Below are 25,960 nucleotides of genomic sequence, written 5' to 3' on the forward strand. Positions count from 1 at the left end.
AGGATTACCGTAACCGTCGTGTCCACCCCTGCCCAGCACCTGGCCCATATGGCCCGAGGTCAGCGGGCGGACCGGCTCGTGCACGTCGAGCACATCCCGGCCCGGCCGGCCCGGCTGGCGCAGTGGCCGGCCGAGGTCTCGCCGGCGGTGCTCGCGGCGCTGCTGGGCGCGGGGATCGAGCGTCCGTGGAGCCATCAGCGCGAGGCCCTCGACCTGGTCCACGCCGGCGAGCACGTGGTCCTGGCCACCGGCACGGCCTCGGGCAAGAGCCTCGGGTACCTGGTGCCGCTCCTGGGGTCGTTGGCCGACGGCGCGCCGGCGGCCGGGGTGCGGGGCCCCACCGCGCTCTACCTCTCGCCCACCAAGGCGCTGGCCGCCGACCAGCTGGCGCGCGTCGACCGGCTGGCCGTGCCCGGCGTGCGCGCGGCCACCTACGACGGCGACACCCCACCCGACGAGCGACGGTGGGTCCGCGAGCACGCCAACCTGGTCCTGACCAACCCCGACCTGCTGCACCACTCACTGCTGCCCGGCCACCAGCGGTGGTCGCGGTTCCTGCGGGGGCTGCGGTACGTGGTGGTCGACGAGTGCCACGTCTACCGCGGGGTGTTCGGCGCCCACGTGGCGGCCGTGCTGCGGCGGCTGCGCCGGGTGGCGGGGCGTTACGGGTCGACCCCCACCTTCGTGCTGGCCTCCGCGACGGTCAGCGACCCGGCGGCGCACGCGTCGCGCCTGACCGGGCTGCCGGTGCACGCGGTGACGAACGACGGCTCGCCCCGCGGCGCCATGACCTTCGCGTTGTGGGAACCCGCGACCGGCGAGGACGGCAGCCGGCGCTCGGCCACCACCGAGGCGGCCGACATCCTGGCGGACCTGGTGGAGCGCGGGGTCCAGACGGTGGCCTTCGCCCGCAGCCGGGCCGGGTCCGAGGCCCTGGCCGCCGGTGCCCGGCGCCGCCTCGAGGAACTCGACCCCACACTGGCCGAGGGGGTGTCGGCGTACCGCGGCGGCTACCTCCCCCAGGACCGGCGGCTGGTCGAGCGTGGGCTGCGCTCGGGGGCGGTGCGCGGCCTGGCCGCCACCAACGCCCTCGAGCTCGGCATCGACGTCAGCGGCCTCGACGCGGTGGTCATGGCGGGCTGGCCGGGCCGGCGAGCGAGCCTGTGGCAGCAGGCCGGCCGCGCCGGCCGCTCGGGGGAGGACTCGCTGGCGGTACTGGTGGCCGCCGACGACCCGCTCGACTCCTACCTGGTGCGCAACCCGGCGGCGATCTTCGGTGCCGCGGTCGAGAGCACGGTCGTGGACCCCGACAACCCGCACGTGCTGGCCCCGCACCTCGCGGCCGCCGCGGCCGAGCTGCCACTGGCCGAGGCAGACCTCGAGCTGTTCGGACCGTCGTCGCGCCGGCTGTTGGACGTCCTGGTCGAGGGCGGGATCCTGCGCCGCCGCCCGACGGGCTGGTTCTGGGCGCGCGAGGACCGCCCCACCGACCACCTCTCGCTGCGCGGTGCGGGTGAGGTCGTGGCGGTGGTCGAGACCCGCACCGGGCGGGTGATCGGCACGGTCGACGAGGCGTCGTCGCACACGCAGGTGCACACCGGCGCCGTGCACGTGCACCAGGGCGACACGTGGGTGGTGACCAACCTCGACCTGGAGGCCCGGGCGGCCCATGCCGTGCGCGGCGACCCCGGCTGGTCGACCTCGGCCCAGTCCGTCAGCCGCTTCGACCTCCTGGCCGCCGAGCGGACCACCCGCCGGGCGCGGGTCGACGTCACCTTCGGCACGGTGCGGGTGACCACGCAGGTCACCGGCTTCATGAGACGCCTCCCGAGCGGCGAGGTCATCGGTACCCATCCGCTCGACCTGCCCGAGCACGCGCTGACGACCAAGGCCGTGTGGTGGACCGTGCCCGAGGAGGTGCTCGAGGCCGCGGGCGTGGGCGCACCGGACGTCCCGGGAGCACTGCACGCAGCGGAGCACGCGGCCATCGGGATGCTGCCGCTGGTCGCCACCTCCGACCGCTGGGACGTGGGAGGGGTGTCGACGGCCCTGCACCCCGACACCGGACTGCCGACGGTGATGGTCTACGACGGCTACCCGGGCGGCGCGGGCTTCGCCGAGCGGGCCTTCGAGGCCTTCGAGGCGTGGGTGGGTGCGACCCGCGACGCCGTGCTGGGGTGCCCCTGCCGCAGTGGCTGCCCCGCCTGCGTGCAGTCGCCCAAGTGCGGCAACGGTAACGAGCCCCTCGACAAGGCTGGAGCGGTGACGGTGCTCGAGCTCGCGCTCGCGTCGGTCGGGTGAGGCGGGACGGCCCGGGTCCGTGGCGGCATCGGCGCTGGTCAGCGGGGTAGGGTCCGCAGCATGGTCATCCTCGGTGTGGTTCTCGTCCTCGTCGCCCTCGTCGCGGGGATCCTGCTCTTCATCGGCACCGGCTCGCTCACCGACACCGTCGACATCCAGGTGCTCGGAGGCACGCTGAGCCTGCCGCCGCTGGCCCTCCTCGTGACGGGGATGGTGATCATCACCGTGTTCTGGTTCGGCTGGTTCCTGCTGCGCGTCGGCACCAAGCGGGGCCATCGCCGCCGGGTGGAGGCCAAGGAGAGCGCCCGCGAGGCCGAGGAGCGTCGCCTGGCCGAGGAGGCCCGGATGAAGGAGGAGGTCGCCGCCCGCGAGCGCCAGCTCGAGGACGAGCGCCGCCGCCACGAGGAGCGCGAGGCCGAGCTGCGCCGCGAGGCCGAGACCCGCGTCGCCGAGCAGCACACCGCCACCGAGACCGCTCGACGCCGGGCCGAGGTGGCCGAGGCGCGTACCGAGACCCGCACCGACGGCGAGCCCCCGGTCGGCACCACGCGCTGACCCCGACCGGGCGACCGGCGCTGGGCGGCGTCCGCGCCCGAAGGGCCGGCCCCTGACGGCAGCACACGTCACCGCGGCGCCTCCCCGTCGAGACCGGCGGTGGCGTCACCCCGGGCCGTCGCCGGGAGCCCGGGCCACCACGACCGCGCCCGCAGCGGGACCGCCGCCTCGACGGTGACGTGCCCTCCTCCCCCGACGCAGGACACCACGACGGCGCCACCGGCGCGCGCGACCTCGCCCGCCGCGTCGCAGTCGGGAACACCGCCTCGCAGGAGGCCGGCGGCCGCGGCCAGGGCCGCCCGGTCGGCGACGTTGGAGGCCCGGTGGGTGTCGCGGACGGCCGCGGCGAGCACGACGGCCGCGACCAGCACACTGGCGAGCACGCCCAGGGCGGCGAGGACCAGGACGCTCGCACTGCCCTGCTCGGCGCCCCACCCGCTGCGGCTCGTCACCGGCCGGCCCCCGCGGTCGTGCCGCCCTGGGGGCTCGACGCCTCGAGCCGCGCCCGGGCGTCGCCGGACGCCGCCCCGACCCCCAGCGCCGCGAGCAGGGGCGGGACCGGCGGCGTGACCGTGACCCCCACCCAGGCGCCGCCGACGTCGACGACCACCCGCGACCCCGGAGGTGCGTGGTCGACGGCCTCGGCCCGCGCCGCGCTCGGCGTCTCGCCCCGTGCGACCGCCCGGGCCGCGAGATGAGCGGCGTCGACCGCGCGGACCCCGTCGATGCCGAGCCGGACCGCCGACAGAGCGAGCGCCAGCACGACGAGCAGGGCCGGGACGGCCACCGCGAGCTCCGCGGTGACCATCCCGCCCTCGGCCCGAGCCGCTCGGGTCACGTGCCCAACGCCGACACGATGATCTGCGTCAGCGCACTCTTGACGGGCCCGGACTTGACGATCGCGAGCAGCAGCGCCGCGAACGCCACGGCGGCCACCGTGCCCACCGCGTACTCGGCCGTCGTCATCCCCGCCTCGCCGAGGCGGGGCAGCCGCCGGGCCGCGGCCCGGAACCGGTGGATCGTACGTGCTGTCATGGGTGACCTCCCCTGCCGGGGCGCGCCTCTCGCGCCCTCCCCTCGAGCCTCGGCCCGGCCGCGCACCGGGGCGAGGCCTCCCGCCCGATCTGTGGACGGCGCCGGCCCGGACGGCCGGCTGTGGACGACGCGACCGGCTCACCGTGCCCCCTCCCCCAGCAGCAGGAGCACCACCGGCGCCACGGTCGTGGCGACGAAGCCGGGCAGGAAGCAGAGCCCGAGCGGCAGCACGAGCAGCACCCCGGCCCGCTGCACGGCAGCCTCGACGCGGCGCGACTCGACGTCGAGCATCCGCCGGGCCGCCTCCTCGAGCAGGGCCGCCGGCGCCGCTCCGGCGGCGTGGGCCGCGTGCCAGGCCGCGGCCGCCGCCGACCACCCCGGCCCGACGTGCTGCCAGGCCAGCTCGGCGGGCACGCCCCACCGGTGCGCGGCCGCCACGACCGCCAGCTCGCGCCCGGCGGGGCCGGGGTCGACGCTCGCCACGGCCTCGAGGCTCTCGACCGGGCCGCCCCCTCCGCGCAGGACGGCGGCCAGCAGCCCCAGCGCCGCAGCCGCATCGGCGACGTCGGAGGCCTCGTCGGGTGTGGAGGCGCCCACGCGCGCGCCCCCGCGGGTCGCGGCCACCCAGCGCATCTCACGGCGCGGTGGGAGGAGCCCGGCCGCGAGCGCCACCAGCAGCGCCAGCACGAGGAGCGTCATGGTCGCCCCGCCGTGTCGGCCGGCCGCTGCGCCCGGCCGACGAGAGCACCGGACCACCACCAGCCGGCGACGGTGAGCAGCAGCCCGGCGAGCCCGGCCATCCGCGCGGGGATGCTGCCGTAGAGCGAGCCCGGCTCGATCCCGATCAGCAGGCCGACGAGGGGGCCCGAGAGCGGCAGCAGCGTGAGGAGGCGCATCGAGGCGCGCGGCCCGGCCAGCGCGGCCCCGACCCGGCGCCCGGCCTCCTGCCGGGCGCGCACGGACGCGGCCGCCGCCGCCGTGGTGTGGGACGCCGCGGCACCGGTGGCTTCGGAGACCCGCCAGGCGCGGGCGAGCACCGCCAGGTCGGAGGCAGTGCGGCCACCCACCCCGGGCGGGGGGTCGGCCACCGCGGCAACGGGCGAGGACCCCCCGCCGCACCGCTCGGCCAGCCACGGGGCGGCGGCCGTCACAGCGGGCGAGCGGGCCGCGACCGCGAGCGCCGCCGGGAGGTCGAGCCCCGCCCGCAGCCCGACGGCGACCACCTCGGCCAGGTCGGCGACCCAGCCGTCCTGCACCGTCGTGCTCGACCGGGGGGCCCACCGAGCGCGGAGGCGGCCCGGGAGAGCCCCGACGGTGCTGGACCGAGGCCGGGTGGAGCCCCGCGCCGTGGCGGCCGACGGCCACGCCAGGACGGCGGCCGCCGCCGCCGCGAGCATGACGAGGCTCACGGCCCACCGCCTCGGGCGGCGCCCGCACCGGGGGTGGGTGCGGCGCCGACGAGGGGATCGGTGCCGAGGAGGTCGAGCAGGGAGGGCCAGTGGTCGGCGGGCCGGAGGTCGCCCCGGTCGCGGGTCATCGCGGTGCGGACGACGACGGCCCCGCCCGGCAGCGTGACGGGCACCCCGACCCGGTCGACCCGGCGGTGGCCGTGGGGCCCCCGCGCGACGTGCACGACGGCCCGGAGCGCGCCCCGCAGCTGCGCGTGCACGGCCTCGCGGGGCAGCCCGGCCAACGAACCGAGCGCCTCGAGCCGGGCGGGGACCTCCTCGGGGCCGTTGGCGTGCAGGGTGCCGGCACCCCCGTCGTGGCCGGTGTTGAGCGCGGCCAGGAGCTCGCGCACCTCGGGGCCGCGGACCTCGCCCACCACGAGGCGGTCAGGGCGCATGCGCAGGGCCTGGCGCACCAGGACGGCCAGGGAGACCTCGCCGACGCCCTCGACGTTGGCCGACCGGCCCTGCAGCCGGACCACGTGCGGATGGTCGGGGTCGAGCTCGCGGACGTCCTCGACCACGACCAGCCGTTCGTGGGCGGGGCACTCGGCCAGCAGCGCCGCCAGGACGGTGGTCTTGCCCGCCCCGGTGCCCCCGGTGACGAGCAGGCTGGCGCGGGCCGCCACCAGGGCCCGCAGGACCCGGGCGCCGTCGGGCCCGGTGGCACCCAGGCCCACAAGGGCCGCGACCCCACCCGGGCGCCGTCGTGCGACCCGCAGGCTGAGGTGCGCCCCGCCCTCGGCCAGCGGCGGGAGCACGGCGTGCAGCCGGACGCCGCCGGGCAGCGTGCCGTCGACCCAGGGCTGGGAGTCGTCGAGGCGACGACCGGCCAGCCCCGCCAGCCGCGCGGCCAGCGGGCGGAGGTCGTCGGCGGCCACGACGGTCGCCGTGCTCTCCACGCCCCCGCCACGGTCGACCCAGACGCGGCCGTCACCGTTGACCAGGACGTCGGTGACCTCGGGGTCCGCTACCAGCGGGGCGAGTGGCCCGAGCCCCACGACCCGGTCGGCCAGACGCCCCGCGGCGTCGTGGCGGCCGAGGTCGCCGAGCACCCCCTCCTGCTCCCCCGCCATGCGGTCGATCACACCGACCGTCGGCGGCCTCCCGGCGCGGATGGAGCGCTCCACGGCGGCCTGCAGCGGCTCGTGCACCGAGAACGTCACGACGCGCGGCCCACCGCACCGGGCACCCGCGCAGCGGCGACGACGAGGTCGGCGCACCGACGGACGGTGTCGCGCGAGGTCGCCGGCCAGAGACCGCGTTCGGCGTCACGCGGCACCCCGGGATCGTCGCCGAGATGGGCCAGGTGCCCCACCCCGAGATGCGCCTCGATGTCGTCGAGGACGGCCGCCGAGGGCGCCGGGCCGCGGGTGACGATGCGCAGGTCGGGGGCCTGGGGGAGCTCCTCGACGAGCCCGACCAGGGCCTCGACCGCCGCGTCGACGTCGGCGAGGGCGCGGGTCGTGAGGCCGGTGAGCACGACGACGGTGGTGGCCCGCGTGACGGCATTCGCGCGATGGGGGCTGTGCGCCGGGACGTCGAGCACGACCGGGACACCGGCCGTACCCACCGTGTCGAGGACGTCGCGGACGGCGCCCGGCGGCACCACGGCCGGACCCGGCCCACCGGCCGAGAGCACCCGGCAGCCGCCGTCGCCGGGTAGCACCTCGAGCAGCGGCCCGGCCGGGACGGCGCCGCGCACGCCCGCCAGGTCGGCCCACCGGCGCCCGGCGACGTGCTCGATGCCCGCGGTGACGTCGAGCCCGCCCCCGCCGAGGGCGAGGTCGACCACGACGGACGGCGGGCCCGTGACGGCCAGCCGGCGCCCGACGGCGAGGGAGAGCGTGCTGGCCCCGAGGCCGCCGGAGGCCCCGACGACGGCGATGACCGTGGCTGCGTTCGACATGCCGCGAGCCTGGCCCGGCCCGGCCCACCGGTCGAGGTGCGGCCTGCGATCTGTGGACGACCGAGGGCCCCGGACGAGCCTGTGGACGAGCGTCGCAGGGGCCACCTGTTCGCGGACATGGGACGGCCCCGGTCGGGGGGACAACCGGGGCCGTCGGCGAGCCGAGCTCCGGGGGGGAGAAGCCGGTCCGCCATCCGCTCAACCCCGAAGGGGAGCGAGTGGGTCAATCGTGTCCCATACATGCCAGTGAGCGCAAGCCCGGGCCATCCGCCGTCGAGAGTGCTATCAGCGGACCCTCAGGGCGGCGGAATTCGTCGTCCGAGGGCATCGTCACGGATCACCCTCGCGATCTCCCACCGACCGCCCGGCCCCCACCGTTGCGGGCCGACACGCGAGGGGGCCCCCACCGCGGGGTGGGGGCCCCGTCCTGCCGCGGGTCTCCGGGCGACCAGGCGTGCAACCGTGCCGTCGCCGCGGGTCGAGCCCGTGACGACCGGTCCATCAGTGGACTGCCCGCGCGTGGGTGTCCCGTCGTCCCTGCGGTGGTTCGTGTGGGCGCCGAAGCCCTCGTCCCTCCGTTGTACTCCTGCCCGGCCCTCTCGGCAACGGGTCCGGGAGGTCCCGTCAGGTGAGACGGCCCGCGAGCACGGCGTCGGCCACGCGCTCCCCTTCGGTGGCGGCGACCTCGACGGCCGTGCAGCAGTGGGCGAGCCACAGGCCCACCCCCGCCACGTCGCCGCGCCCGTAGGCAGCGAGCGCGCCGACGTAGGGCGCCACGCCGCCGGCGCCGTGCCCCTTCTCGAGGACCGCCACCCCGGTCGGGTCGAGCCCGGCCGCCTGCACCAGCGCGCGCTCCAGCGCCCGGGCGACGACGGCGTTGCCGCGCACGAACGGCCGGACGGTGACGATCTCGGCGTGCACGACGGCCGCCGCGACGACCACCGGCAGCCGGGGCGCGGCGAGCAGGACCTGCACCACCGCCCGCAGCCGTTCGGACGCCTCGGCGGCGGGGGCCGGCTCGCCCAGCTCACCGAGCTCGGCACACTCCTCCCCCGCCCGGCGCGGGCGGCCCAGGGCCTCGTCGGCGACGAGCCCGGCGGCCGCGACGGTGTGCAGCCGCGCGAGCGCCTGGAGCGGAGCCCGCAGCACGATGCCCAGCACGTGCTCGCTCTCGGCGGTGGCGGCGGCGGCGCCCCGCACCACCTGCTCGACCGGGTCGGGATGCCGCGACCAGGTCGCCGCCCCGCGCATCACGTCGCGCACGACGTCGACCGGGAGGTTCGCCCCCTCGAGCTCGGCGCTGGCCGTGGCCCCCCGCACCCGCGACTCGGCCGCGGCCTCGGCGGTGCGCCGGCGCAGGGCGTTGTGCCAGCGCAGCCGGGTGCACGCGGCCCGCGCGGCCTCGACCCGCTCGGGGACGCCGGGGAGCTCGGCGAGCCGGGCCACGGCCGCGACCGCAGGGGACTCGGCGGCGGGCTCGGAGGGCATCCGGGCAGCCTAGCCAGCGCGCGGGGGGAGGCCGCCCTCGGGCACGCGGATGCCGGCCAGCTGCCGGGAGCGTGCGACCAGCCGCCCGGTCGAGTCCCACACGTCGGCGTCCTCGACGTAGACCCCGCCCGCGACGGTGTCGGCGTGTAGGCGTACCTGCAGCCAGCCGGGTGCCGGCCGCCCCAGCACCTGACCCGTGAGCTCGAAGGTGGGCGCCCATCCGGCTACCCCGAGGTCGAAGGCCACTGGCATCAGGCAGTCGACGGCCAGCGGCAGCACCGCCACGTCGGGCTCGTGCCCGTCGGCCAGCCGCAGCCACGCGCGCAGCTCGCCGCGGCCGGTGGGACGGCCGGCCGCGAACCCGGCCGTGGCGGGGTCGACCCGGACGTCGAGCCGGTCGAGGATGGTGATGGCCGCGGCGAGGGGGCTGCCGTCACGGCGGGCCGGCACGCACGCCTCGGGTGGGGGCATCGTCGGGGCCGCGGGCGCGCGGTGCGCCGGCTCGGCCATCACCCCGAGGTCGGCCAGGGTGGCCGTGACCCGGGCCCGTTCGCGCCGGCCGCCCCCGTCGTCCTGGAGGACCAGCACCTGGCCCGTCGACACCGTCCGGCCCGAGCGCAGCGTCTCGACCTGGAGGTGGACCGGGCCCGGTGCGGTCGGCGAGAGGAAGAACGCACTCCAGGTGAGCAGGTCGGGATGCCCGGCCCCGGCGAACGCCTCGCCGAGCGCGGCGGCCGCCACCGCCATCACGGCGCCGCCGTTGACCGCGGGGCCCACCGCCCAGCCGTCGCCCAGCGCGGCCTCGGCCTCGGTCGGCGCGCCCCCATCGGCCGCTCGGCCCCAGGTCACGCGCAGCAGGTCGTCGAGCTCGGACACCCCGGCCCCTTCCGTCGTCGCCGGGGCCCACGACGGCCGACCCGGTCCTGGCGTCCGAGCCTAGGGTGTGCCTATGACCGGCAGCATCCACTGGCCCACGGCCGTCCTGGTCGCCGGCACCATGCTGCTGCTCTGGCTCGGCGTCACCCTGCTGCGGCGCAGCCGCCGGAGCGGCTTCATCTCCGAGACCGACCGCGCCACGTACGCCACCCTGCACACCGCCTCGCTCGCCTCGCGCCATCTCGGGGAGGGCCTCAGCCCCGAGTCGGCCGAGCGCGCCGGCCGCCACCTGCTCTCGATCCTCGGCGCAAGCGCGGTCTCGATCGCCGGCCCCGGGAGCGTCCTGTCGTGGACCGGCACCGGCGAGCACCACCGCGCGCAGGCGGTGGCCCTCGGCGGCCGGACCCTCGAGACCGGCCGCACCGTGGCGCATCCGTACGAGGTGGTGGCCTGCGAGGACCCCGAGTGCACCCTGCGGGGGGCGGTCACGGCGCCACTGGTCACCGACGACCTCGTGGTCGGCACGCTCACGGCCTGGACCCAGGAGCCCAGCCCGGGGCTCACCCGCGCCACCGAGGAGGTCGCGTCCTGGGTCAGCAGCCAGCTGGCCCTGGCCGAGCTCGCGCGCACCCGCAACCGCGTGATGGAGGCCGAGCTGCGGGCGCTGCGGGCCCAGATCAGCCCGCACTTCATCTACAACAGCCTGGCGGCCATCGCCTCGTTCGTGCGCACCGACCCGGACCGCGCCCGCGAGCTGCTGCTCGACTTCGCCGACTTCACGCGCTACGCCCTGCGCACGGGGGGCACCTTCACCACCCTCGCCGAGGAGCTGCGCAACGTCGAGCGCTACCTGGTCCTGGAGCAGGCCCGCTTCGGCGACCGGCTGCGGGTCTCGCTGCTGGTCGCGCCGGAGGTGCTGACCGTCACGCTGCCGTACCTGGCGGTGCAGCCCCTGGTCGAGAACGCCGTGCGGCACGGGCTGGCCAGCAAGGAGGGCGTAGGGCACGTGACCATCACCGCCGGCGACGAGGGCTCCCACGCCGAGATCGCCATCGAGGACGACGGGGTCGGCACCGACCCCGAGCGGGTGCGCGCCATCCTCGACGGGGCCCACGCCCACGACTCGATGGGGCTGGGGAACGTCGACGCGCGGCTCCGGCAGGTCTACGGCGACGAGTGCGGCCTGGTCGTCGAGACGGCCCCCGGCGCGGGCACCCGGGTGAGCTTCCGCGTGCCCAAGTTCGCACCCGGCGTGCACGCCCAGCACTGAGCAGGCGCCGTAGGCTGCCGCCCATGTCCACCGCCGTGGCCGGGCTGGTCGCCCTCGTCGTCGACGACGAGGTCCCCGCCCTGTCCGAGCTCGGCTACCTCCTGCGCCGCGACGAGCGCGTGGCCGAGGTCCTCACCGCCTCCAACGGCACCGATGCCCTGCGCCTCCTCGACACCCGTGACGTCGACGTCGTCTTCAGCGACATCTCGATGCCCGGCCTCGACGGCATGGCCCTGGCCCGCGTGATCTCCCGCTTCGCCGTGCGCCCCCAGGTCGTCTTCGTCACCGCCCACGAGCGGCACGCGGTCGACGCGTTCGCCCTCGATGTCACCGACTACGTGATGAAGCCGGTGCGCGACGGGCGGATCGCCGAGGCGGTCCGACGCGTCGTCGAGCAGCGCGACCGCGGCGGCCCCCGCACCGAGGCCGCGCCGGGCACCGCGCCCCCGGTCGAGGACGAGACCATCCCCGTCGAGCTCGGCGGCGTCACCCGGTTCATCACCCGCAGCCAGATCCGCTACGCCCAGGCGCACGGCGACTACGCCCGCCTGCACACCGAGGCGGGCTCGCACCTGGTGCGCGTCCCCCTCACCGTCCTCGAGGAGAAGTGGGCCGACGTCGGCTTCGTCCGGATCCACCGCTCCACCCTCGTCGCCCTCCCCCACGTCGACGAGGTGCGGATGGACCACGGCCGCTGCTCGGTGCTGGTGGGGCAGGTCGAGCTGCAGGTGAGCCGCCGGCACACCAAGGCGCTGCGCGACGTCCTGCTGCGCCGCCCCGCGCCGCGCCGGGCGGGGGCCGACCTCCCGTGACCGAGCCGGCGCCACCGCCCGAGCGCGTCCGCGTCACCAGCTCGCGGCGAGGAGCGGTCACCCCCGGGTCGCGCCGCCCGGCCCACGACCTCGACGAGCAGACCGAGCTCGGTGACGTCTACCTGGTGGGCCTGATGCGGGCCCAGCTGCGCCTGTCGCTGGCGGTGCTGGCCCTGACCGTCGTCGCGCTCGTGGCGCTGCCGGTGGTGCTGTCGCTGATGCCCGCCACCCAGGGCACGACCGTCCTCGGCATCCCGTTCCCCTGGCTGGCCCTCGGCGTGGCCGTCTACCCGGCCGCGTGGGTGCTGGCCCGCTGGTACGCCGGCCAGAGCGAGCGTCTCGAAGCCGACTTCACCGAGGTCGTCGAGCAGCCGTGAGCCATCCCCTCTCGATCGTGGCCGTGGCCCTCGTGTGCCTGACGACCCTGGTCGTGGGGGGCTTCGGGCTGCGGCTGTCGCGCCGCACCAGCGACTTCTACGTGGCCGGGCGCACGGTGTCGCCGCGCCTCAACGCCTCGGCCATCGGCGGCGAGTACCTGTCGGCGGCCAGCTTCCTCGGGGTGGCGGGGCTGGTCTACGGCAGCGGCATCGACATGCTCTGGCTGCCGGTGGGCTACACCCTCGGCTACCTGGTGCTGCTGGTGATGGTGGCCGCGCCGATGCGTCGATCGGGGGCCTACACACTGCCCGACTTCGCCGAGGCGCGGCTGGGGTCGAGGGCGGTGCGGCTGGTCTCGTCGGTGCTGGTGGTGGCCATCGGCTGGCTCTACCTGGTGCCGCAGTTCCAGGGCGCCGGCCTCACCCTGACCCTCGTCACCGGCGCGCCCCCGTGGGTGGGCGGCCTCGTCGTGATGGTCGTCATCGCCGCCGCGGTCGGAGCCGGCGGGATGCGCTCGATCACCTTCGTGCAGGCGGTGCAGTACTGGATCAAGCTCACCGCGCTGGCCGTCCCGGCGTTCGTGCTGCTGCTGCTCTGGTTCCGTGCCGGGCACCCCGCCCCGGTGGTGCCGCCCGAGTGGCACGCCCCGCTCACGCCCCGCGGTCCCGGTGACCACCCCTGGTACCGCACCGCCTCGACCGTGCTCGCGCTCTGCCTCGGCACCATGGGCCTGCCGCACGTGCTGGTGCGCTACTACACCAACCCCGACGGCGTCGGCGCGCGCCGCACCACGGTGACCGTCATCGCCCTGCTGGGCGCCTTCTACCTGCTGCCGCCGGTGTACGCGGCGCTCGGACGGGTGGTCTTCCCGGTGCTGCCCGAGGGCGTGCGCAGCGACTCGATCGTGCTGAGCATCCCGGGGGAGCTCGCGCCCGGGCTGGGCGGTGACCTGCTGACGGCGATGCTGGCCGGGGGCGCCTTCGCGGCCTTCCTGTCGACGGCCTCGGGCCTGGCAATGTCGGTGACCGGCGTCCTCGACCAGGAGCTGCTGCGGCCCCAGCTGGCGCGCTTCACCGGCGGGGACGCGCCCGGGGCCGGCGGCTTCCGGTTCGCGGCGGTGCTGGCCGTGGTGCTGCCCTACCTGCTGAGCCGGGCGGTCGAGCCGCTCGGACTGGCGACCACCGTGGGCCTGGCGTTCACGGTGGCGGCCTCGACCTTCGCGCCGCTCATCATCCTCGGCGTCTGGTGGCGCGGGCTGTCGGTGCCGGGGGCGATGGCGGGCCTGCTGGTCGGCGCTCTGGGCACCGGCACGGCGCTCGCCACCACGTTGGGGCGCGGCGACCTCGGCGGGTGGCCGGGCGCCCTGCTGGCCAACCCCGCGCTGTGGACGGTGCCCCTGGCCTTCGCCACCGCCGCCGTGGTGTCCCTGGCCACGCCGGGGCGGGTGCCGGCGTCGACGACCCGGGTGCTGGTGCGGCTGCACACCCCCGAACGGGTCACCTTGGCGCGCAGCCGCCTGCGCGACTGACCCCCACCCCGCGACTGACCCCCACCCCGCGCCCCCCAACCCCTCGACTTCGTGCGACTTACACACGGTTCTCACCGCTCGGGGCGTGCGAGAACCGTGTGTAAGTCGCACGAAGTGGGGAAGCCGGGGAGGGGACGGGGTCAGCCGACGGCGTCGCGGGCCGCCACGAAGGCCTGGACGCACCGGCGCACGTCGTCCTCGGAGTGCGCCGCCGACAGCTGCACCCGGATGCGGGCCCTGCCGCGCGGGACCACCGGGAAGCTGAACGCGATGACGTAGACGCCGTGCTCGAGCATATGGTCGGCGATGCGGGTGGCCTGCCGGGCGCCGTCGTCGCCGGGGAACATCACCGGGACGATGGGGTGCGAGCCCGGCAGCAGCGTGAAGCCCGCGTCGCCCATCAGCTCGCGGAACAGGGAAGCGTTGCGGCGCAGCACGTCGCGGCCCTCCGACGAGCCGGCGACGAGGTCGAGCGCCGCCAGCGATCCCGCCACCACGGCCGGGGCCACCGAGTTCGAGAACAGGTAGGGCCGCGAGCGCTGGCGCAGCAGGTCGACCACCTCGCGGTGGCTCGCCACGTAGCCACCGGACGCACCACCGAGCGCCTTGCCCAGGGTGCCGGTGATGATGTCGACGCGGTCGAGGACGCCGAACAGCTCGGGCGTCCCCCGGCCCCCTTCGCCCACGAACCCGACGGCGTGGCTGTCGTCGACCAGCACCATGGCCTCGAACTCGTCGGCGAGGTCGCAGATCTCGTCGAGCGGCGCGTAGCTGCCGTCCATCGAGAAGACCCCGTCGGTGACGACGCAGACCCGCCGGGCACCGGCCGCGCGGGCGGCCTCGAGTTGGCTGCGCAGGTCGGCCATGTCGGCGTTGCGGTAGCGGTAGCGGGCGGCCTTCGACAGCCGCACGCCGTCGATGATCGAGGCGTGGTTGAGCTCGTCGGAGACGATCGCGTCGTCGGCGCCGAACAGCACCTCGAACACGCCGCCGTTGGCGTCGAAGCACGAGCTGTAGAGGATCGTCGCCTCGGTGTGCAGGAAGTCCGACAGCCGCCGCTCGAGCGCGGTGTGCTGGGTCTGGGTGCCGCAGATGAAGCGCACCGACGCCATCCCGAAGCCCCAGGTGTCGAGCGCGTCCTTGCTGGCGCCGACGACCGCCGGGTGGTCGGCGAAGCCGAGGTAGTTGTTGGCGCAGAAGTTCAGCGACTCCCCTGCCGTGGTGCCCACGTGCGCCGCCTGCGGGGTGGTGATCTCGCGCTCGCGCTTGTAGAGCCCCGCCTCCTCGATCTCGCGCAGGGTCGCCGCCAGCTCGTCCTTCACCGCGCCGTACACGTGGCCTCCTCGGGGTCGTAGGTCGTCGGGGTCGCCGACGACCCAGCCTAGGCCCGGCCGGTCAGCTCCAGTCGAGCACGACCTTGCCGCCGCGTCCCGACCGGGTCTCGGCGAAGGCCGCCTGCCACTCCTCGGCGCGGTGCCGCCCCGTGATGACCGACGACACCGACTCCCGCAGGCGCTGCGACGAGGCCAGCATCGAGCCCATCAGGTACCAGGTCTCGAACATCTCGCGGCCGTAGATGCCGCGCAGCGTGATCATGTGGGTGATGACCCGGCCCCAGTCGATGGCGTAGCGGTCCTTCGGCAGCCCGAGGAGCGCCACCTTCCCCCCGTGGTTCATGTTCGCCAGCAGGTCCTCGACCGCCAGCGGCGAGCCCGACATCTCGAGCCCGATGTCGAAGCCCTCGACCATGCCCAGCGCCCGCTGCGCGTCCGCCAGCGACTCGCCCCGGGAGACGTCGACGACGTGGTCGGCCCCGGCGGCCCGGGCCAGCGCGAGCCGGTCGGCGGACATGTCGGTGACGGCGATGCGACGGGCCCCGGCGTGCCGCACCACCGCGACCGCCATCACCCCGATCGGCCCGGCCCCGGTGACCGCGACGTCCTCGCCCACCACCGGCCACTGCAGCGCGGTGTGCACGGCGTTGCCGAGCGGGTCGAAGACGGCCCCCAGGTCGGGGTCGAGCTCGGCCGGCTGGACCCACGCGTTGGTGGCGGGGACCACCACCAGGTCGGCGAAGGCGCCGTCGCGGTTGACGCCGATGCCCACGGTGTTGATGCACAGGTGCCGCCGCCCGGCCCGGCAGTTGCGGCACACCCCGCACACCACGTGGCCCTCGCCCGAGACGAGGTCGCCGACGGCGACGTGCTCGACATCGTCGCCCACCTCGACGACCCGCCCGCAGAACTCGTGGCCCAGGGTCAGGGGCGCCCGCACGGTGGCGGCCGCCCACTCGTCCCACTGCTCCAGGTGCAGGTCGGTACCGCAGATGCCGGCCCGCAGGACCCGCACCAGCACGTCCTTGGGTCCGCAGACGGGGTCGGGGACCTCGACCAGCTCGAGACCGGGACCGGCGGTGACCTTCCGCAGTGCGCGCACGGGCCCATCATGCCCACCGACCGTTCGGCGCAGCGAGCGGCCCGCTCGGCGCACCCCGGCCGGCCGCACAGCGGCGGCCTCCCTCCGCTGGCCGCGGCATGCCGCCGCCCGTCGCGCCGCCGGGCGCACCCCCTGACGCGCGGGGCGCCCTCGGCCCCACCCTGGGGACCGTCCCGGGCTCGACGCGCGGGGCCCGACCATGGAGGTGACCGTGAGCAACGACGCTCGCACGCAGCAAGAGGACGCCTACCTCGCCCTGCAGTCCACGGACGAGTTCCAGGCCCTGCGCAAGAAGTTCCGCGGCTTCGTCTTCCCGATGACCGGCTTCTTCCTCGCCTGGTACTTCCTGTACGTCCTGCTGTCGATCTTCGCCCCCGGCTTCATGGGCCAGAAGGTCGCCGGCAACATCACCATCGGCCTGCTGTTCGGCCTCGGACAGTTCGTGACGACGTTCGCGATCACGTTCATCTACGCCCGCTGGGCCAACCGCGAGCTCGACCCGATGGCCGAGCGCCTCGGGGCCCGGCTCGACGCCCCGAAGGAGGTCTGACCGATGGCGCTCGCCCTCCCCGCGGCCGACGCCGCCGACAGCGTCGGCTCCCCCGCGCTCAACATCGGCATCTTCGCCGCCTTCGTCGTCTTCACCCTGGTCATCGTCATCCGGGTGGCCTCGGGCAAGAAGACCGCGGCGCAGTACTACACCGGCGGCGGCGCGTTCAGCGGCCGCCAGAACGGCATCGCCATCGCCGGCGACTACCTCTCGGCCGCCTCGTTCCTCGGTATCGCCGGTGCGATCGCCCTCCAGGGCTACGACGGCTTCCTCTACTCCATCGGGTTCCTCGTGGCCTGGCTCGTGGCGCTGCTGCTCGTGGCCGAGCTGCTGCGGAACACCGGTCGCTTCACGATGGCCGACGTGCTGTCCTACCGCCTGCGGCAGCGCCCCGTGCGCATCGCCACCGCGCTGTCGGTCATCGCCGTCTCGTTCTTCTACCTGCTGGCCCAGATGGCCGGCGCCGGTGGCCTCGTCTCGCTGCTGCTCGGCATCAACGGCGAGCTCGCCCAGGACCTCGTCATCGCCCTCGTCGGTGCGGTGATGATCGCCTACGTGCTCATCGGCGGAATGAAGGGCACGACCTACGTCCAGATCATCAAGGCGCTGCTGCTCATCGCCGGCACCTTCGTCATCACGGTCTGGGTGCTGGCCAAGTACGGGTTCGACTTCTCGGGCCTGCTGCAGGCCGCGGCCGACAACTCGCCCAAGGCGGGTGAGAAGCTGTTCGAGCCCGGGCTGAAGTACGGCAAGAGCCTCACCACCCAGATCGACTTCGTGTCGCTGGCGATGGCCCTCGTGCTCGGCACCGCCGGCCTCCCCCACGTGCTCCAGCGCTTCTACACGGTGCCCACGAGCCAGCAGGCCCGCAAGTCGGTCGAGTGGGCCATCTGGCTCATCGGCGGGTTCTACCTGCTCACCCTGGTCGTCGGCTACGGCGCCGCCGCCCTGGTGGGCCCGGCCCGGATCAACGCCGCCCCCGGCAAGGCCAACGCCGCGGCGCCGCTGCTCGCCTACGAGCTCGGCGGGTCGGTGCTGCTGGGCATCATCTCCGGCGTCGCCTTCGCGACCATCCTCGCGGTGGTCGCCGGCCTCACCATCACCACCTCCGCCACCTTCGCGCACGACCTCTACAAGGAGGTCTTCAAGCACGGCGAGGGCAGCCAGGAGCAGGAGGTGCGGGTCGCTCGCATCGCCGCGGTCGTCATCGGCGTCGTCGCGATCGTCGGAGGCATCTTCGCCAAGACCCAGAACATCGCGTTCCTGGTGGCGCTGGCGTTCGCGGTGGCGGCGAGCGCGAACCTGCCGACCATCCTGTACTCGCTGTTCTGGAGGCGCTTCAACACCCGGGGCGCCCTGTTCTCCATCTACGGCGGCCTCATCTCGGCCATCGGGCTGATCATCTTCAGCCCCGTGGTCTCGGGCAAGCCGTCGCTGGAGCCGGGCGGCCCGAGCCAGTCGATGATCCAGAACACCGCGGTCGACTTCCACTGGTTCCCGCTCGACAACCCCGGCCTGGTCTCGATCCCGCTCGCCTTCTTCCTCGGCTGGCTGGGCACCGTGACCAGCAAGGAGCACAACGCCCGCAAGTACGCCGAGATGGAGGTCCGCAGCCTCACCGGCCACGGCGTCGGCGAGGCCGTCAGCCACTGACGGCAACCGGTACGGCGACGGCCGCGGGGTGGGTCGACCCCCCGCGGCCGTCGCGCGTCGTACGGGCGGAGGGCCTTGACCTGCCACCAGGTGTCGGGGGAGGCGGCGTCCTCGTCCTGGGTCAGCGAGCGGCGCCCGCCGAGCCCCTCCCGTCGGTGGTCGCACGGCCGGGCGCGTCCACTGACGGCGGCGGCCGCGGGGCGGTGCGGGTCAACCCCCCGCGGCCGTCGTGCGTCCATGTATCGGACGCACGTCGCGCCCCTCCTCACCAGGGAGAGCACGTCACCAGGAGGCCGTCATGTCCATCCACCCCTCGGACCCCGCACCGTCGCCCCGCCCGCGCGCACGCCGGGCCACCCGCCGTCGCTCGGTGGCCGCGCTCGTCGCCGCCCTCGCCCTGGCCGCCGTCCCGGCCTCGACCGGCTCCGCCACGGCCCAGGCCGCGGGGTGCGCCGTCACCTGGGGCTCTCTCGCGAAGACGTCGCCGACGCTGCTCACCGGTCGCATCACGGCGGTGCGCGCCGGCCGGCACACCTGCTACGACCGGCTGGTCGTCGACCTGACCGGCCGCGCGCCGGGCTACTCGGTGCGGTACGTCTCGACCGTCTACTCCGAGGGCCGGGGAGCGCCGGTCCCCGTCGCGGGCGGTGCGCGTCTCGCCGTCGTCGTCAAGCGCGGGGCCACCACGACCCCGGCGATGCCCACCGTGGCCGGGTTCAGCACCTTCCGGCAGGTGCGGTGGGCCGGGTCCTTCGAGGGCTACACCACGCTCGCCCTGGGCGTCCGCGCCCGGCTGCCGTTCCGCGTGTTCACGCTGTACGACGCCGCGACGAACCGCAGCCGCCTCGTCATCGACGTGGCCCACACCTGGTGACGGCCTAGACGGACGCGCCCGCCTGCGCGCGCAGCCGGGCGGCGAGGTCGTCGTCGACCGTCGCGAAGAACTGCCCCACGACGTCCTCGAGGTGGGCGACGGAGTCAGCGCGGAAGAGGACCGGCTGGTAGGCCGTGATGTCGTAGTTGAGCGTGCCCATGTCGACCAGGTCCAGCGGGCGGATCTCCATCCCGCCGAACTCGTCCAGCTCGCCGTAGCTGCTGAGGATGCCGGCGCCGTAGGCCTTCAGGTCGTCGCCGTCGGACATCACCCCGAACTCCATCGAGAACCAGAAGACGTCGGCGACGAACTTCAGCGCCTCGTCGGTCTCCAGCCGCAGGCTCGCGGCGCCCGCGGCCTCGGTGACCGCCGCGAAGCGCGGGCTCGCGAGCTGGTTCCCGTGGCCCACCACCTCGTGCAGGATGTCGGGCTCCGGGGTGTAGAGCGGCTGGCTGCCGTGGCGCAGGTACTGGGTCGAGTTGAAGGTGCGCCGCCCCAGGTCACCGTAGAAGTCGCGCAGCGGCACCAGCCCGGGGGCCGCGGTGTAGGACCACCCGGTGAGCGGGAGCAGGCGCTCCGTGACCTCCGCCAGCTGCGGCACGTGGTCGGTCGGGAGGCCGAGGGCGACCTTGCCGGCCAGGAACTCGGGGTGGGCGTGGCGCTCGTGCTTGGGGGCGAGCTCGGCGCAGACCGTGCGCCAGATGTCGTGCTCGGCGTCGGTGTAGTCGATGGTGGGGAGCGGCTCCCCCGCCCGGTAGGCCAGGGCCGTGGCGGCGATCTCACCGCGCCGCCGCAGGTAGGCGTCGTCGTGCAGCCCGGGGTGGTTGTCGGCCAGATGGACCCGAACGGTCCCGTCGTCCTCCGTCGTCACGGCCGAGTACAGCTGTCCTTCCTCGAACACCGTGCCCACCTCCTCGTGAGTCGTCGTGGCCTCGCGGCACCGGTCCTCTACGGAACCACGCGACCGGTCACGATGGAACCGCTGTCCGACCGGATGGGCAGACCGTGCACATCCAGGCCACCTCGAGGCGGCTGACGGTGGACAGAATGTCCAGCCCCCGCGGTATGGCTCGCGGTCCCCCGGCCCACCCGGGGCCGGCAGCGAGGCCCGGCCGCACCCCCCGGGAGCGGGCCGGCGCGAGCAGGCTCTAGCACGTTCGGCCGATGTTTCCGACAAACGACACACCAGCCCCACGGGCATCCGCCTACTATCGGCGCGGACCCGGTCTGGTGTGCGCAGGGGCGCTCTGTCCGGAATCGGTCGGTCCCTCTTTCCTCGGACCGTGGCTCCCCTGGCCACGGGGGAGGTTCCGGCCCCCTCGAAGGAGGACCGATGAACCGCCCCCTGCCGGTTCGGCTGATCACGGCGCTCGCCGCTGCCGCCACCCTGGCCACCGTCGTGGCCGTGCCCGCCTCGGCGCGACCCATCCCGCCCGAGCGGTCCACCACGACCACCACGGCTCCGGCCCAGCTCGCGAAGTCGCCGGCCAACAGCACCAACTCCGGTCGCGGGCTGTACCGCTGGTCGGGCGCCGCCGCGGACCCGTCGTCCTGGCCCGCCGCCGACGTCTACTACCGCGACCAGGTCTACTGGGGGCGCCTCGAGCCCAGCCGCGGCGTCTACGACTTCTCGATGATCGACGCGGGGATCGCCTCGGCCGAGGCCCAGCGGGGCAAGTTCAGCTTCCGCGTGATGGCCTACTGCCCCGGCTGCTGGATGAACAACCGGGCCGGCTTCCCCAAGGTGACCCCGTCCTACATCCCCCTCCAGCCGGGGACCGACATCCCCGACTGGAACAGCGAGGCGTTCCAGTACGAGTGGGCCGCGCTCTTCGCCGAGCTCGGCCGCCGCTACGGCGCCGACCCGCGCATCGGCTACGTCGACGTCGGCGGCTTCGGCAAGTTCGGCGAGTGGGGCCCGGCGGGCACCGACATCACGCCCACCAACGCCATGCGGCTCATCGGCGCCGTCGCCGACGCCTTCCCGACCAAGCACGTGCTGCTGAGCGCGGTCCCGATGTGGACCAAGCGCCCGGACATCACGGGCCAGGCGCTGGCCGCCTACTCCAACCTGGGGCTGCGCAACGACTGCCTCGGCGGCACCCAGATCCAGTACGCCCCGGCGCCCTATGACACCGTCTGGAAGACCCGCCCCTTCAACACCGAGTGGTGCACCGGCGGCGACCCGGTCCTGGCCGCCAAGCAGGTCAAGGGCTACCACCTCAGCACCGTCGGCAGCGCCAACCTGCGGCTCACCTGGGAGACGATGACCGCGACCCAGCGCGCGGGCTACGCCGACGCCATCGCCTCGGCCGGCTTCCGCTACTCGGTCACCCGCGCCTCGTTCACGAAGCTGGCGCCCGGCACCGACTTCACCGCCACGCTCACCCTCGCCAACACCGGCTCGGCCCCGACCTACGACCCCTGGAACGTCAACGTCGTGGTCAAGGACTCCACCGGGTACCGCGTCGCGACGCTCCCGTTCACGGCGAACCTGACGTCGGTCCTGCCCGGCAGCACCGCCATCACCCGCACGCTCCACCTCCCGACCATCGCCAACGGCCAGTACTCGGTCTCGCTCGAGGTGCTCGACCCCGAGCGCTACCTCGACCCGATGCGCCTGGCCAACGCCGGCCGCGCCTCCGACGGCTCCTACCCGCTCGCCACCGTCTCGGTGGGCGGCGGGGGCTGGCCGATGGGCGCCGCGCCGCTGGTCCGGCGGACCTGGGGCACGCGCTGACCGACGGGGTGGACCCGCGCTGCGCCGCTCGGCGCAGCGCGGGTCCACTCGTCGGGACCTGACGTCGCGACGGTTGCCCGATCCGCGCCCGTCCGGTTGGCTGGGGGGTGACCAGTGTCGACGACGAGGAGGACCCAGCCGTGAGCGACGACAGCCTGTCGAGCCACCTGCACGAGATGGACCTGAGCCCCGACGCGGGGTTCACCGCGCAGGCCAACGGCACGGCGCAGATGTACGCCGACGCCGACGCCGGCCACGAGGGGTTCTGGGCCGCTCAGGCGCGCGAGCGCCTGAGCTGGGCGAGCGACTTCGACCAGACCCTCGACTGGAGCGGCGCGCCGTTCGCGAAGTGGTTCGTCGGCGGCACCCTCAACGTCGCGTACAACTGCGTCGACCGGCACGTCGAGGCCGGTCACGGCGACCGCGTCGCCATCCACTTCGAGGGCGAGCAGGGCGACACCCGCACCATCACCTACGCCGACCTCCAGAAGGAGGTCAGCAAGGCCGCCAACGCGCTCGAGGCCCTCGGGGTCTCGACCGGCGACCGGGTCGCCGTCTACATGCCGATGATCCCCGAGACGGTCTTCACGATGCTGGCGTGCGCGCGCATCGGCGCCCCGCACTCGGTCATCTTCGGCGGGTTCTCGGCCGAGGCCCTGCACACCCGCATCGCCGACGCCGAGGCCAAGGTGGTCGTCACCACCGACGGCCAGTGGCGCCGCGGCAAGCCGGCGCCGCTGAAGGCCGCGGTCGACGCCGCCATCCACCACGGCGACGACGACTCCCCCGTCGAGAAGGTGCTGGTCGTCAAGCGCACCGACTCCGAGGTGGAGTGGGACGACGACCGCGACGTGTGGTGGCACGACCTGGTCGAGGCCCAGAGCGAGACCCACGAGGCGCAGCCGATGGACAGCGAGCACCCGCTGTTCATCCTCTACACCAGCGGCACCACCGGGAAGCCCAAGGGGATCTTCCACACCACCGGCGGCTACCTGACCCAGGCCGCGTACACCAACGCCGTCGTGCACGACCTGCACCCCGAGACCGACGTCTACTGGTGCACGGCCGACGTCGGCTGGGTCACCGGCCACAGCTACATCGTCTACGGACCGCTCGCCAACGGGGCCACCCAGGTGCTCTACGAGGGCACCCCCGACACCCCGCACCAGGGCCGCTGGTGGGAGATCGTCGAGAAGTACAAGGTCTCCATCCTCTACACGGCGCCCACCGCCATCCGCACGTTCATGAAGTGGGGCGCCGACATCCCGGCCCGGTCCGACCTGTCCTCGATCCGGGTCCTCGGCAGCGTGGGCGAGCCGATCAACCCCGAGGCCTGGCTCTGGTACCGCAAGCACATCGGCGGCGACCGTGCCCCCATCGTCGACACCTGGTGGCAGACCGAGACCGGCGCCATCATGATCAGCCCGCTCCCGGGCGTCACCACCCTCGAGCCGGGATCGGCCCAGCGCCCGATCCCGGGCATCTCGGCCGAGATCCTCGACGACGACGGCAAGCCCTTCACCGAGGCCGAGAAGGTCGGCTACCTGGTGCTCACCAAGCCCTGGCCGGCGATGCTGCGCGGCATCTGGGGCGACCCCGACCGCTACCGCGAGACGTACTGGAGCCGGTTCGGGCCGAAGTACTACTTCGCCGGCGACGGCGCCAAGTACGACGCGAAGGGCAACATCTGGCTGCTCGGGCGGGTCGACGACGTCATGAACGTCTCGGGCCACCGGCTCTCGACGGCCGAGATCGAGTCGGCCCTGGTCTCGCACCCGTCCGTGGCCGAGGCGGCGGTGGTCGGCGCCGCCGACGAGACCACCGGCCAGGCCGTGTGCGCCTTCGTGATCCTGCGCGGCGAGGCCGTCGACCACGGTGAGGAGACCGTCCAGGAGCTGCGCAACCACGTGGCCAAGGAGATCGGCCCCATCGCCAAGCCGCGTCAGATCATGATCGTCCCCGAGCTGCCCAAGACCCGCTCGGGCAAGATCATGCGCCGCCTGCTCAAAGACGTCGCCGAGAACCGCGAGGTCGGCGATGTCACGACCCTCGCCGACAGCTCGGTGATGAGCCTGATCAAGGACGGGATGACCGCCGACTCCGCCGACTGACGTCCGGGCCGCCGCCACGGGGCGCCACCTTCACCGGTGGCGCCCCGTCGCGTATCCGGCGGGGGGCGGCCGCGCACCCGCCGGTAGGCTGGCGGGCGGTGCGCCGGGAAGTCTGGTCGGCAGCGACCTCGCCGCGCCCGCCCGCGGCCCGCCCCCGCCCGTAGGAGCCACCCCGATGAGCCCCTCCCCCCCGCCCGGCCGGCACCACGACGGCCACCGCCTCCTCTCCCGGCCGTCGACCTGGGCCGAGGCCCGGTTCGTGGCCAACGCCCTGCGCACCGAGACCATCGGGGGCGCGGTCCTGCTCGGCGCCGCGGTCATCGCGATCGTCCTCGCCAACAGCCCCTGGGCCGACTCCTACATGACGCTGCGCGACACGGAGGTCGGCACCGACTGGTTCCATCTGCGCCTGAGCCTCGGCCACTGGGCGGCCGACGGCCTGCTCGCCATCTTCTTCTTCGTGGCCGGGCTCGAGCTCAAGCGCGAGTTCCTCGTCGGCGACCTCCGCTCGCCGGCCAAGGCAGCCGTGCCGGTGGTCGCCGCGTTCTGCGGCGTCGCGGTACCGGCCGTGGTCTTCACCGCGGTCGTCACCGCCATGGGGGCCGACGGCGACGCGCTGCGCGGCTGGGCCGTCCCCACCGCCACCGACATCGCCTTCGCCCTCGCGGTGCTGGCCGTCATCGGCTCGCACCTGCCCTCCGGGCTGCGCTCCTTCCTCCTCACGCTGGCGGTGGTCGACGACCTCATCGCCATCACGATCATCGCGGTCTTCTACACCTCCGGCCTCGACGCCGGGATACTCGCGCTCGCGCTGCTGCCGCTGGCGGCGTTCGCCGCACTGACCCAGCGCCGCATCGCCCCCTGGTGGCTGCTGCTGCCGCTGGCCGGGCTCACCTGGGCTTTCGTGCACGCCTCGGGCGTGCACGCGACCGTGGCCGGCGTCCTCCTCGGGCTGGTCGTGCCGGTCAAGCCGCGCCGCCGGGGGGTGCCGTCGGTCAGCACCCTGCCGGCCGACGCCGATGTCGCGCACCGGTTCGAGCACCGCATCCGCCCACTGTCGGCGGGGGTGGCGGTGCCCGTGTTCGCGTTCTTCGCCTCCGGGGTCCCCGTCGTCGGCGGGGGGCTCGGCCAGACCCTGCGCGACCCCGTGGCGGTCGGGGTGGTCGCCGGCCTCGTCGTGGGCAAGCTGGTGGGGGTGCTCGGGTCGACCTACCTGCTGGCCCGGTTCACCCGGGCGCGCCTGGACGACGACCTCGCGTGGTCCGACATCGCCGGCCTCGCCATCCTCACCGGGGTCGGCTTCACGGTCTCGCTGCTGGTCGGCGAGCTGGCGTTCGGCGCGGGCTCGGAGCGCGACCAGCACGTCAAGGTGGGCATCCTGGTCGGGTCACTGCTGGCGGCCGCCCTCGCGTCGCTCGTCCTGCGGCGCCGCAACGCGGTGTACCGCCGCATCCACGAGCTCGAGACCCGTGACGACGACGGCGACGGCGTCCCCGACTGCTTCCAGGACCGCGCGGGCACCAGCGGCGAGGCGACTCGGTAAGGTCGGGTGAGACCGCCCCGACGTGGGACGACGAGCGACGCGAGGACCCTCATGCCCCCCGAGAGCACCGACCGCACCATCGGGCAGCTCGTGGCCGATGCCACGCACGACCTCCAGGGCATCGTGCGGGGTGAGATCGCGCTGGCGAAGGCCGAGATCGGTCAGGGGGCCAAGGTCCTCGGCAAGGGCGCCGGCCTGCTCGGCGGCGCGGCGGTGCTGGGCCTCTTCGCGATCTTCGGGCTGTTCCACACCATCGCCTGGGTCATCGCCGTCTGGCTGCCCGTCTGGGCCGGCTACCTCATCGTCACGGTGCTGTTCCTGGTCGGGGCGGCCGTCCTCGGGTTGGTGGGCATCAAGGCCGTCCGGCGCGCCAAGCCCGCCCCCACCAAGGCCGTCGAGCAGGGCAAGCTCACCGTCGCCGCGCTGAAGGGCCACGGCGGCTGACCGCTCCTG

25 protein-coding genes are annotated in these 25,960 nt (G+C 74.8%); 13 read left to right on the top strand and 12 right to left on the bottom strand.

What is annotated here, in order from left to right; all coding sequences use genetic code 11:
- Positions 1-48: 48 nt before the first annotated feature.
- Both ATL31_RS06545 and ATL31_RS06550 read left to right on the top strand, forming a co-directional pair.
- Positions 49-2,301 carry a DEAD/DEAH box helicase gene (locus tag ATL31_RS06545; RefSeq protein ID WP_101395065.1) on the top strand — a complete coding sequence of 751 codons (2,253 nt, stop codon included), beginning with the start codon at positions 49-51 and terminating at the stop codon, positions 2,299-2,301.
- Between the two features lie 60 nt (positions 2,302-2,361).
- The gene (locus tag ATL31_RS06550) at positions 2,362-2,856 is read left to right on the top strand and encodes a hypothetical protein (protein ID WP_101395066.1); all 495 of its coding nucleotides are present in this window, start codon (positions 2,362-2,364) and stop codon (positions 2,854-2,856) included.
- A 68-nt stretch (positions 2,857-2,924) separates the two neighbouring features.
- Here the strand turns inward: ATL31_RS06550 and ATL31_RS06555 are convergent, their stop codons facing one another.
- From ATL31_RS06555 to ATL31_RS06590, 9 genes are all read right to left on the bottom strand, one after another.
- Positions 2,925-3,308, bottom strand: coding sequence for an Rv3654c family TadE-like protein (locus ATL31_RS06555; protein ID WP_158239794.1), 384 nt, complete (start codon positions 3,306-3,308; stop codon positions 2,925-2,927).
- Positions 3,305-3,694, bottom strand: a complete 390-nt coding sequence (locus ATL31_RS16415; RefSeq protein ID WP_158239795.1) for a TadE family type IV pilus minor pilin — start codon at positions 3,692-3,694, stop codon at positions 3,305-3,307. Before ATL31_RS16415 ends, ATL31_RS06555 begins: the two co-directional genes overlap by 4 nt.
- Entirely contained in the window at positions 3,691-3,891 is a 201-nt protein-coding gene (locus ATL31_RS06560) for a DUF4244 domain-containing protein (protein ID WP_101395068.1), read from the bottom strand. The genes ATL31_RS16415 and ATL31_RS06560 overlap by 4 nt, the downstream gene beginning before the upstream one ends.
- A 138-nt stretch (positions 3,892-4,029) precedes the next feature.
- The gene (locus ATL31_RS06565) at positions 4,030-4,590 is read right to left on the bottom strand and encodes a type II secretion system F family protein (RefSeq protein WP_101395069.1); all 561 of its coding nucleotides are present in this window, start codon (positions 4,588-4,590) and stop codon (positions 4,030-4,032) included.
- Complete coding sequence (locus ATL31_RS06570) at positions 4,587-5,300, bottom strand: type II secretion system F family protein (RefSeq protein WP_101395070.1); 714 nt, start codon at positions 5,298-5,300, stop codon at positions 4,587-4,589. Before ATL31_RS06570 ends, ATL31_RS06565 begins: the two co-directional genes overlap by 4 nt.
- Complete coding sequence (locus tag ATL31_RS06575) at positions 5,297-6,415, bottom strand: TadA family conjugal transfer-associated ATPase (RefSeq protein ID WP_101397313.1); 1,119 nt, start codon at positions 6,413-6,415, stop codon at positions 5,297-5,299. Before ATL31_RS06575 ends, ATL31_RS06570 begins: the two co-directional genes overlap by 4 nt.
- Before the next feature lie 86 nt (positions 6,416-6,501).
- On the bottom strand, positions 6,502-7,248 hold the full coding sequence (locus ATL31_RS06580) for a CpaE-like family protein (RefSeq protein WP_101395071.1): 747 nt from the start codon (positions 7,246-7,248) through the stop codon (positions 6,502-6,504).
- 624 nt (positions 7,249-7,872) lie between these two features.
- Positions 7,873-8,736 (bottom strand): Fic family protein, encoded by an 864-nt coding sequence (locus ATL31_RS06585; RefSeq protein WP_101395072.1) that lies wholly within the window; start codon positions 8,734-8,736, stop codon positions 7,873-7,875.
- A gap of 9 nt (positions 8,737-8,745) precedes the next feature.
- On the bottom strand, positions 8,746-9,612 hold the full coding sequence (locus ATL31_RS06590; RefSeq protein ID WP_245861996.1) for a thioesterase family protein: 867 nt from the start codon (positions 9,610-9,612) through the stop codon (positions 8,746-8,748).
- A 73-nt stretch (positions 9,613-9,685) separates the two neighbouring features.
- Between ATL31_RS06590 and ATL31_RS06595 the strand changes: the two genes are divergently transcribed.
- From ATL31_RS06595 to ATL31_RS06610, 4 genes are read left to right on the top strand one after another with little or no spacing between them, the layout of a single operon-like run.
- Positions 9,686-10,882 carry a sensor histidine kinase gene (locus ATL31_RS06595; protein ID WP_101395073.1) on the top strand — a complete coding sequence of 399 codons (1,197 nt, stop codon included), beginning with the start codon at positions 9,686-9,688 and terminating at the stop codon, positions 10,880-10,882.
- A gap of 23 nt (positions 10,883-10,905) precedes the next feature.
- Entirely contained in the window at positions 10,906-11,694 is a 789-nt protein-coding gene (locus ATL31_RS06600; RefSeq protein WP_101395074.1) for a LytR/AlgR family response regulator transcription factor, read from the top strand.
- Entirely contained in the window at positions 11,691-12,071 is a 381-nt protein-coding gene (locus ATL31_RS06605) for a hypothetical protein (protein ID WP_101395075.1), read from the top strand. The genes ATL31_RS06600 and ATL31_RS06605 overlap by 4 nt, the downstream gene beginning before the upstream one ends.
- Complete coding sequence (locus ATL31_RS06610) at positions 12,068-13,600, top strand: sodium/solute symporter (RefSeq protein WP_101395076.1); 1,533 nt, start codon at positions 12,068-12,070, stop codon at positions 13,598-13,600. The genes ATL31_RS06605 and ATL31_RS06610 overlap by 4 nt, the downstream gene beginning before the upstream one ends.
- Before the next feature lie 140 nt (positions 13,601-13,740).
- On the opposite strand, the gene ATL31_RS06615 is transcribed toward ATL31_RS06610, so the two are convergent.
- A complete protein-coding gene (locus ATL31_RS06615) occupies positions 13,741-14,934 on the bottom strand; it encodes a glycine C-acetyltransferase (RefSeq protein ID WP_101395077.1) in 1,194 nt (397 codons plus the stop codon).
- A gap of 61 nt (positions 14,935-14,995) precedes the next feature.
- Positions 14,996-16,036 carry an L-threonine 3-dehydrogenase gene (tdh, locus tag ATL31_RS06620; RefSeq protein WP_101395078.1) on the bottom strand — a complete coding sequence of 347 codons (1,041 nt, stop codon included), beginning with the start codon at positions 16,034-16,036 and terminating at the stop codon, positions 14,996-14,998.
- Positions 16,037-16,247: 211 nt separating this feature from the next.
- Between tdh and ATL31_RS06625 the strand changes: the two genes are divergently transcribed.
- The 3 genes from ATL31_RS06625 to ATL31_RS06635 all read left to right on the top strand — a co-directional run bounded on the left by ATL31_RS06625 (position 16,248) and on the right by ATL31_RS06635 (position 19,113).
- Positions 16,248-16,586, top strand: a complete 339-nt coding sequence (locus ATL31_RS06625; RefSeq protein WP_101397317.1) for a DUF485 domain-containing protein — start codon at positions 16,248-16,250, stop codon at positions 16,584-16,586.
- A 3-nt stretch (positions 16,587-16,589) separates the two neighbouring features.
- Positions 16,590-18,239, top strand: coding sequence for a solute symporter family protein (locus ATL31_RS06630; protein ID WP_101395079.1), 1,650 nt, complete (start codon positions 16,590-16,592; stop codon positions 18,237-18,239).
- Positions 18,240-18,537: 298 nt separating this feature from the next.
- Positions 18,538-19,113 (top strand): AMIN-like domain-containing (lipo)protein, encoded by a 576-nt coding sequence (locus tag ATL31_RS06635; RefSeq protein ID WP_245861999.1) that lies wholly within the window; start codon positions 18,538-18,540, stop codon positions 19,111-19,113.
- Between the two features lie 4 nt (positions 19,114-19,117).
- On the opposite strand, the gene ATL31_RS06640 is transcribed toward ATL31_RS06635, so the two are convergent.
- Entirely contained in the window at positions 19,118-20,014 is an 897-nt protein-coding gene (locus ATL31_RS06640) for a phenylalanine 4-monooxygenase (RefSeq protein WP_101397321.1), read from the bottom strand.
- 432 nt (positions 20,015-20,446) lie between these two features.
- Between ATL31_RS06640 and ATL31_RS06645 the strand changes: the two genes are divergently transcribed.
- From ATL31_RS06645 to ATL31_RS06660, 4 genes are all read left to right on the top strand, one after another.
- Positions 20,447-21,853 (top strand): DUF4832 domain-containing protein, encoded by a 1,407-nt coding sequence (locus ATL31_RS06645; protein WP_101395080.1) that lies wholly within the window; start codon positions 20,447-20,449, stop codon positions 21,851-21,853.
- A gap of 176 nt (positions 21,854-22,029) precedes the next feature.
- Positions 22,030-23,964 carry an acetate--CoA ligase gene (gene acs / locus ATL31_RS06650; protein WP_101397323.1) on the top strand — a complete coding sequence of 645 codons (1,935 nt, stop codon included), beginning with the start codon at positions 22,030-22,032 and terminating at the stop codon, positions 23,962-23,964.
- A 175-nt stretch (positions 23,965-24,139) separates the two neighbouring features.
- Positions 24,140-25,507, top strand: a complete 1,368-nt coding sequence (gene nhaA / locus ATL31_RS06655; RefSeq protein ID WP_101395081.1) for a Na+/H+ antiporter NhaA — start codon at positions 24,140-24,142, stop codon at positions 25,505-25,507.
- Positions 25,508-25,558: 51 nt separating this feature from the next.
- Positions 25,559-25,951, top strand: a complete 393-nt coding sequence (locus tag ATL31_RS06660) for a phage holin family protein (RefSeq protein WP_101395082.1) — start codon at positions 25,559-25,561, stop codon at positions 25,949-25,951.
- Positions 25,952-25,960: the final 9 nt, after the last annotated feature.

The sequence above is a fragment of the Phycicoccus duodecadis genome (assembly GCF_002846495.1).
Lineage (GTDB): Bacteria > Actinomycetota > Actinomycetes > Actinomycetales > Dermatophilaceae > Phycicoccus > Phycicoccus duodecadis.

Excerpts from the sequence above, each read along its gene's own strand:
- ATL31_RS06545 (WP_101395065.1), top strand. The coding sequence starts at position 49 with ATGGCCCGAGGTCAGCGGGCGGACCGGCTCGTGCACGTCGAGCACATC.
- ATL31_RS06550 (WP_101395066.1), top strand. The coding sequence starts at position 2,362 with ATGGTCATCCTCGGTGTGGTTCTCGTCCTCGTCGCCCTCGTCGCGGGG.
- ATL31_RS06560 (WP_101395068.1), bottom strand. The coding sequence starts at position 3,891 with ATGACAGCACGTACGATCCACCGGTTCCGGGCCGCGGCCCGGCGGCTG.
- ATL31_RS06565 (WP_101395069.1), bottom strand. The coding sequence starts at position 4,590 with ATGACGCTCCTCGTGCTGGCGCTGCTGGTGGCGCTCGCGGCCGGGCTC.
- ATL31_RS06575 (WP_101397313.1), bottom strand. The coding sequence starts at position 6,415 with ATGGCGGGGGAGCAGGAGGGGGTGCTCGGCGACCTCGGCCGCCACGAC.
- ATL31_RS06580 (WP_101395071.1), bottom strand. The coding sequence starts at position 7,248 with ATGTCGAACGCAGCCACGGTCATCGCCGTCGTCGGGGCCTCCGGCGGC.
- ATL31_RS06585 (WP_101395072.1), bottom strand. The coding sequence starts at position 8,736 with ATGCCCTCCGAGCCCGCCGCCGAGTCCCCTGCGGTCGCGGCCGTGGCC.
- ATL31_RS06595 (WP_101395073.1), top strand. The coding sequence starts at position 9,686 with ATGACCGGCAGCATCCACTGGCCCACGGCCGTCCTGGTCGCCGGCACC.
- ATL31_RS06600 (WP_101395074.1), top strand. The coding sequence starts at position 10,906 with ATGTCCACCGCCGTGGCCGGGCTGGTCGCCCTCGTCGTCGACGACGAG.
- ATL31_RS06630 (WP_101395079.1), top strand. The coding sequence starts at position 16,590 with ATGGCGCTCGCCCTCCCCGCGGCCGACGCCGCCGACAGCGTCGGCTCC.
- ATL31_RS06635 (WP_245861999.1), top strand. The coding sequence starts at position 18,538 with ATGTCCATCCACCCCTCGGACCCCGCACCGTCGCCCCGCCCGCGCGCA.
- ATL31_RS06645 (WP_101395080.1), top strand. The coding sequence starts at position 20,447 with ATGAACCGCCCCCTGCCGGTTCGGCTGATCACGGCGCTCGCCGCTGCC.
- acs (WP_101397323.1), top strand. The coding sequence starts at position 22,030 with ATGGACCTGAGCCCCGACGCGGGGTTCACCGCGCAGGCCAACGGCACG.
- nhaA (WP_101395081.1), top strand. The coding sequence starts at position 24,140 with ATGAGCCCCTCCCCCCCGCCCGGCCGGCACCACGACGGCCACCGCCTC.
- ATL31_RS06660 (WP_101395082.1), top strand. The coding sequence starts at position 25,559 with ATGCCCCCCGAGAGCACCGACCGCACCATCGGGCAGCTCGTGGCCGAT.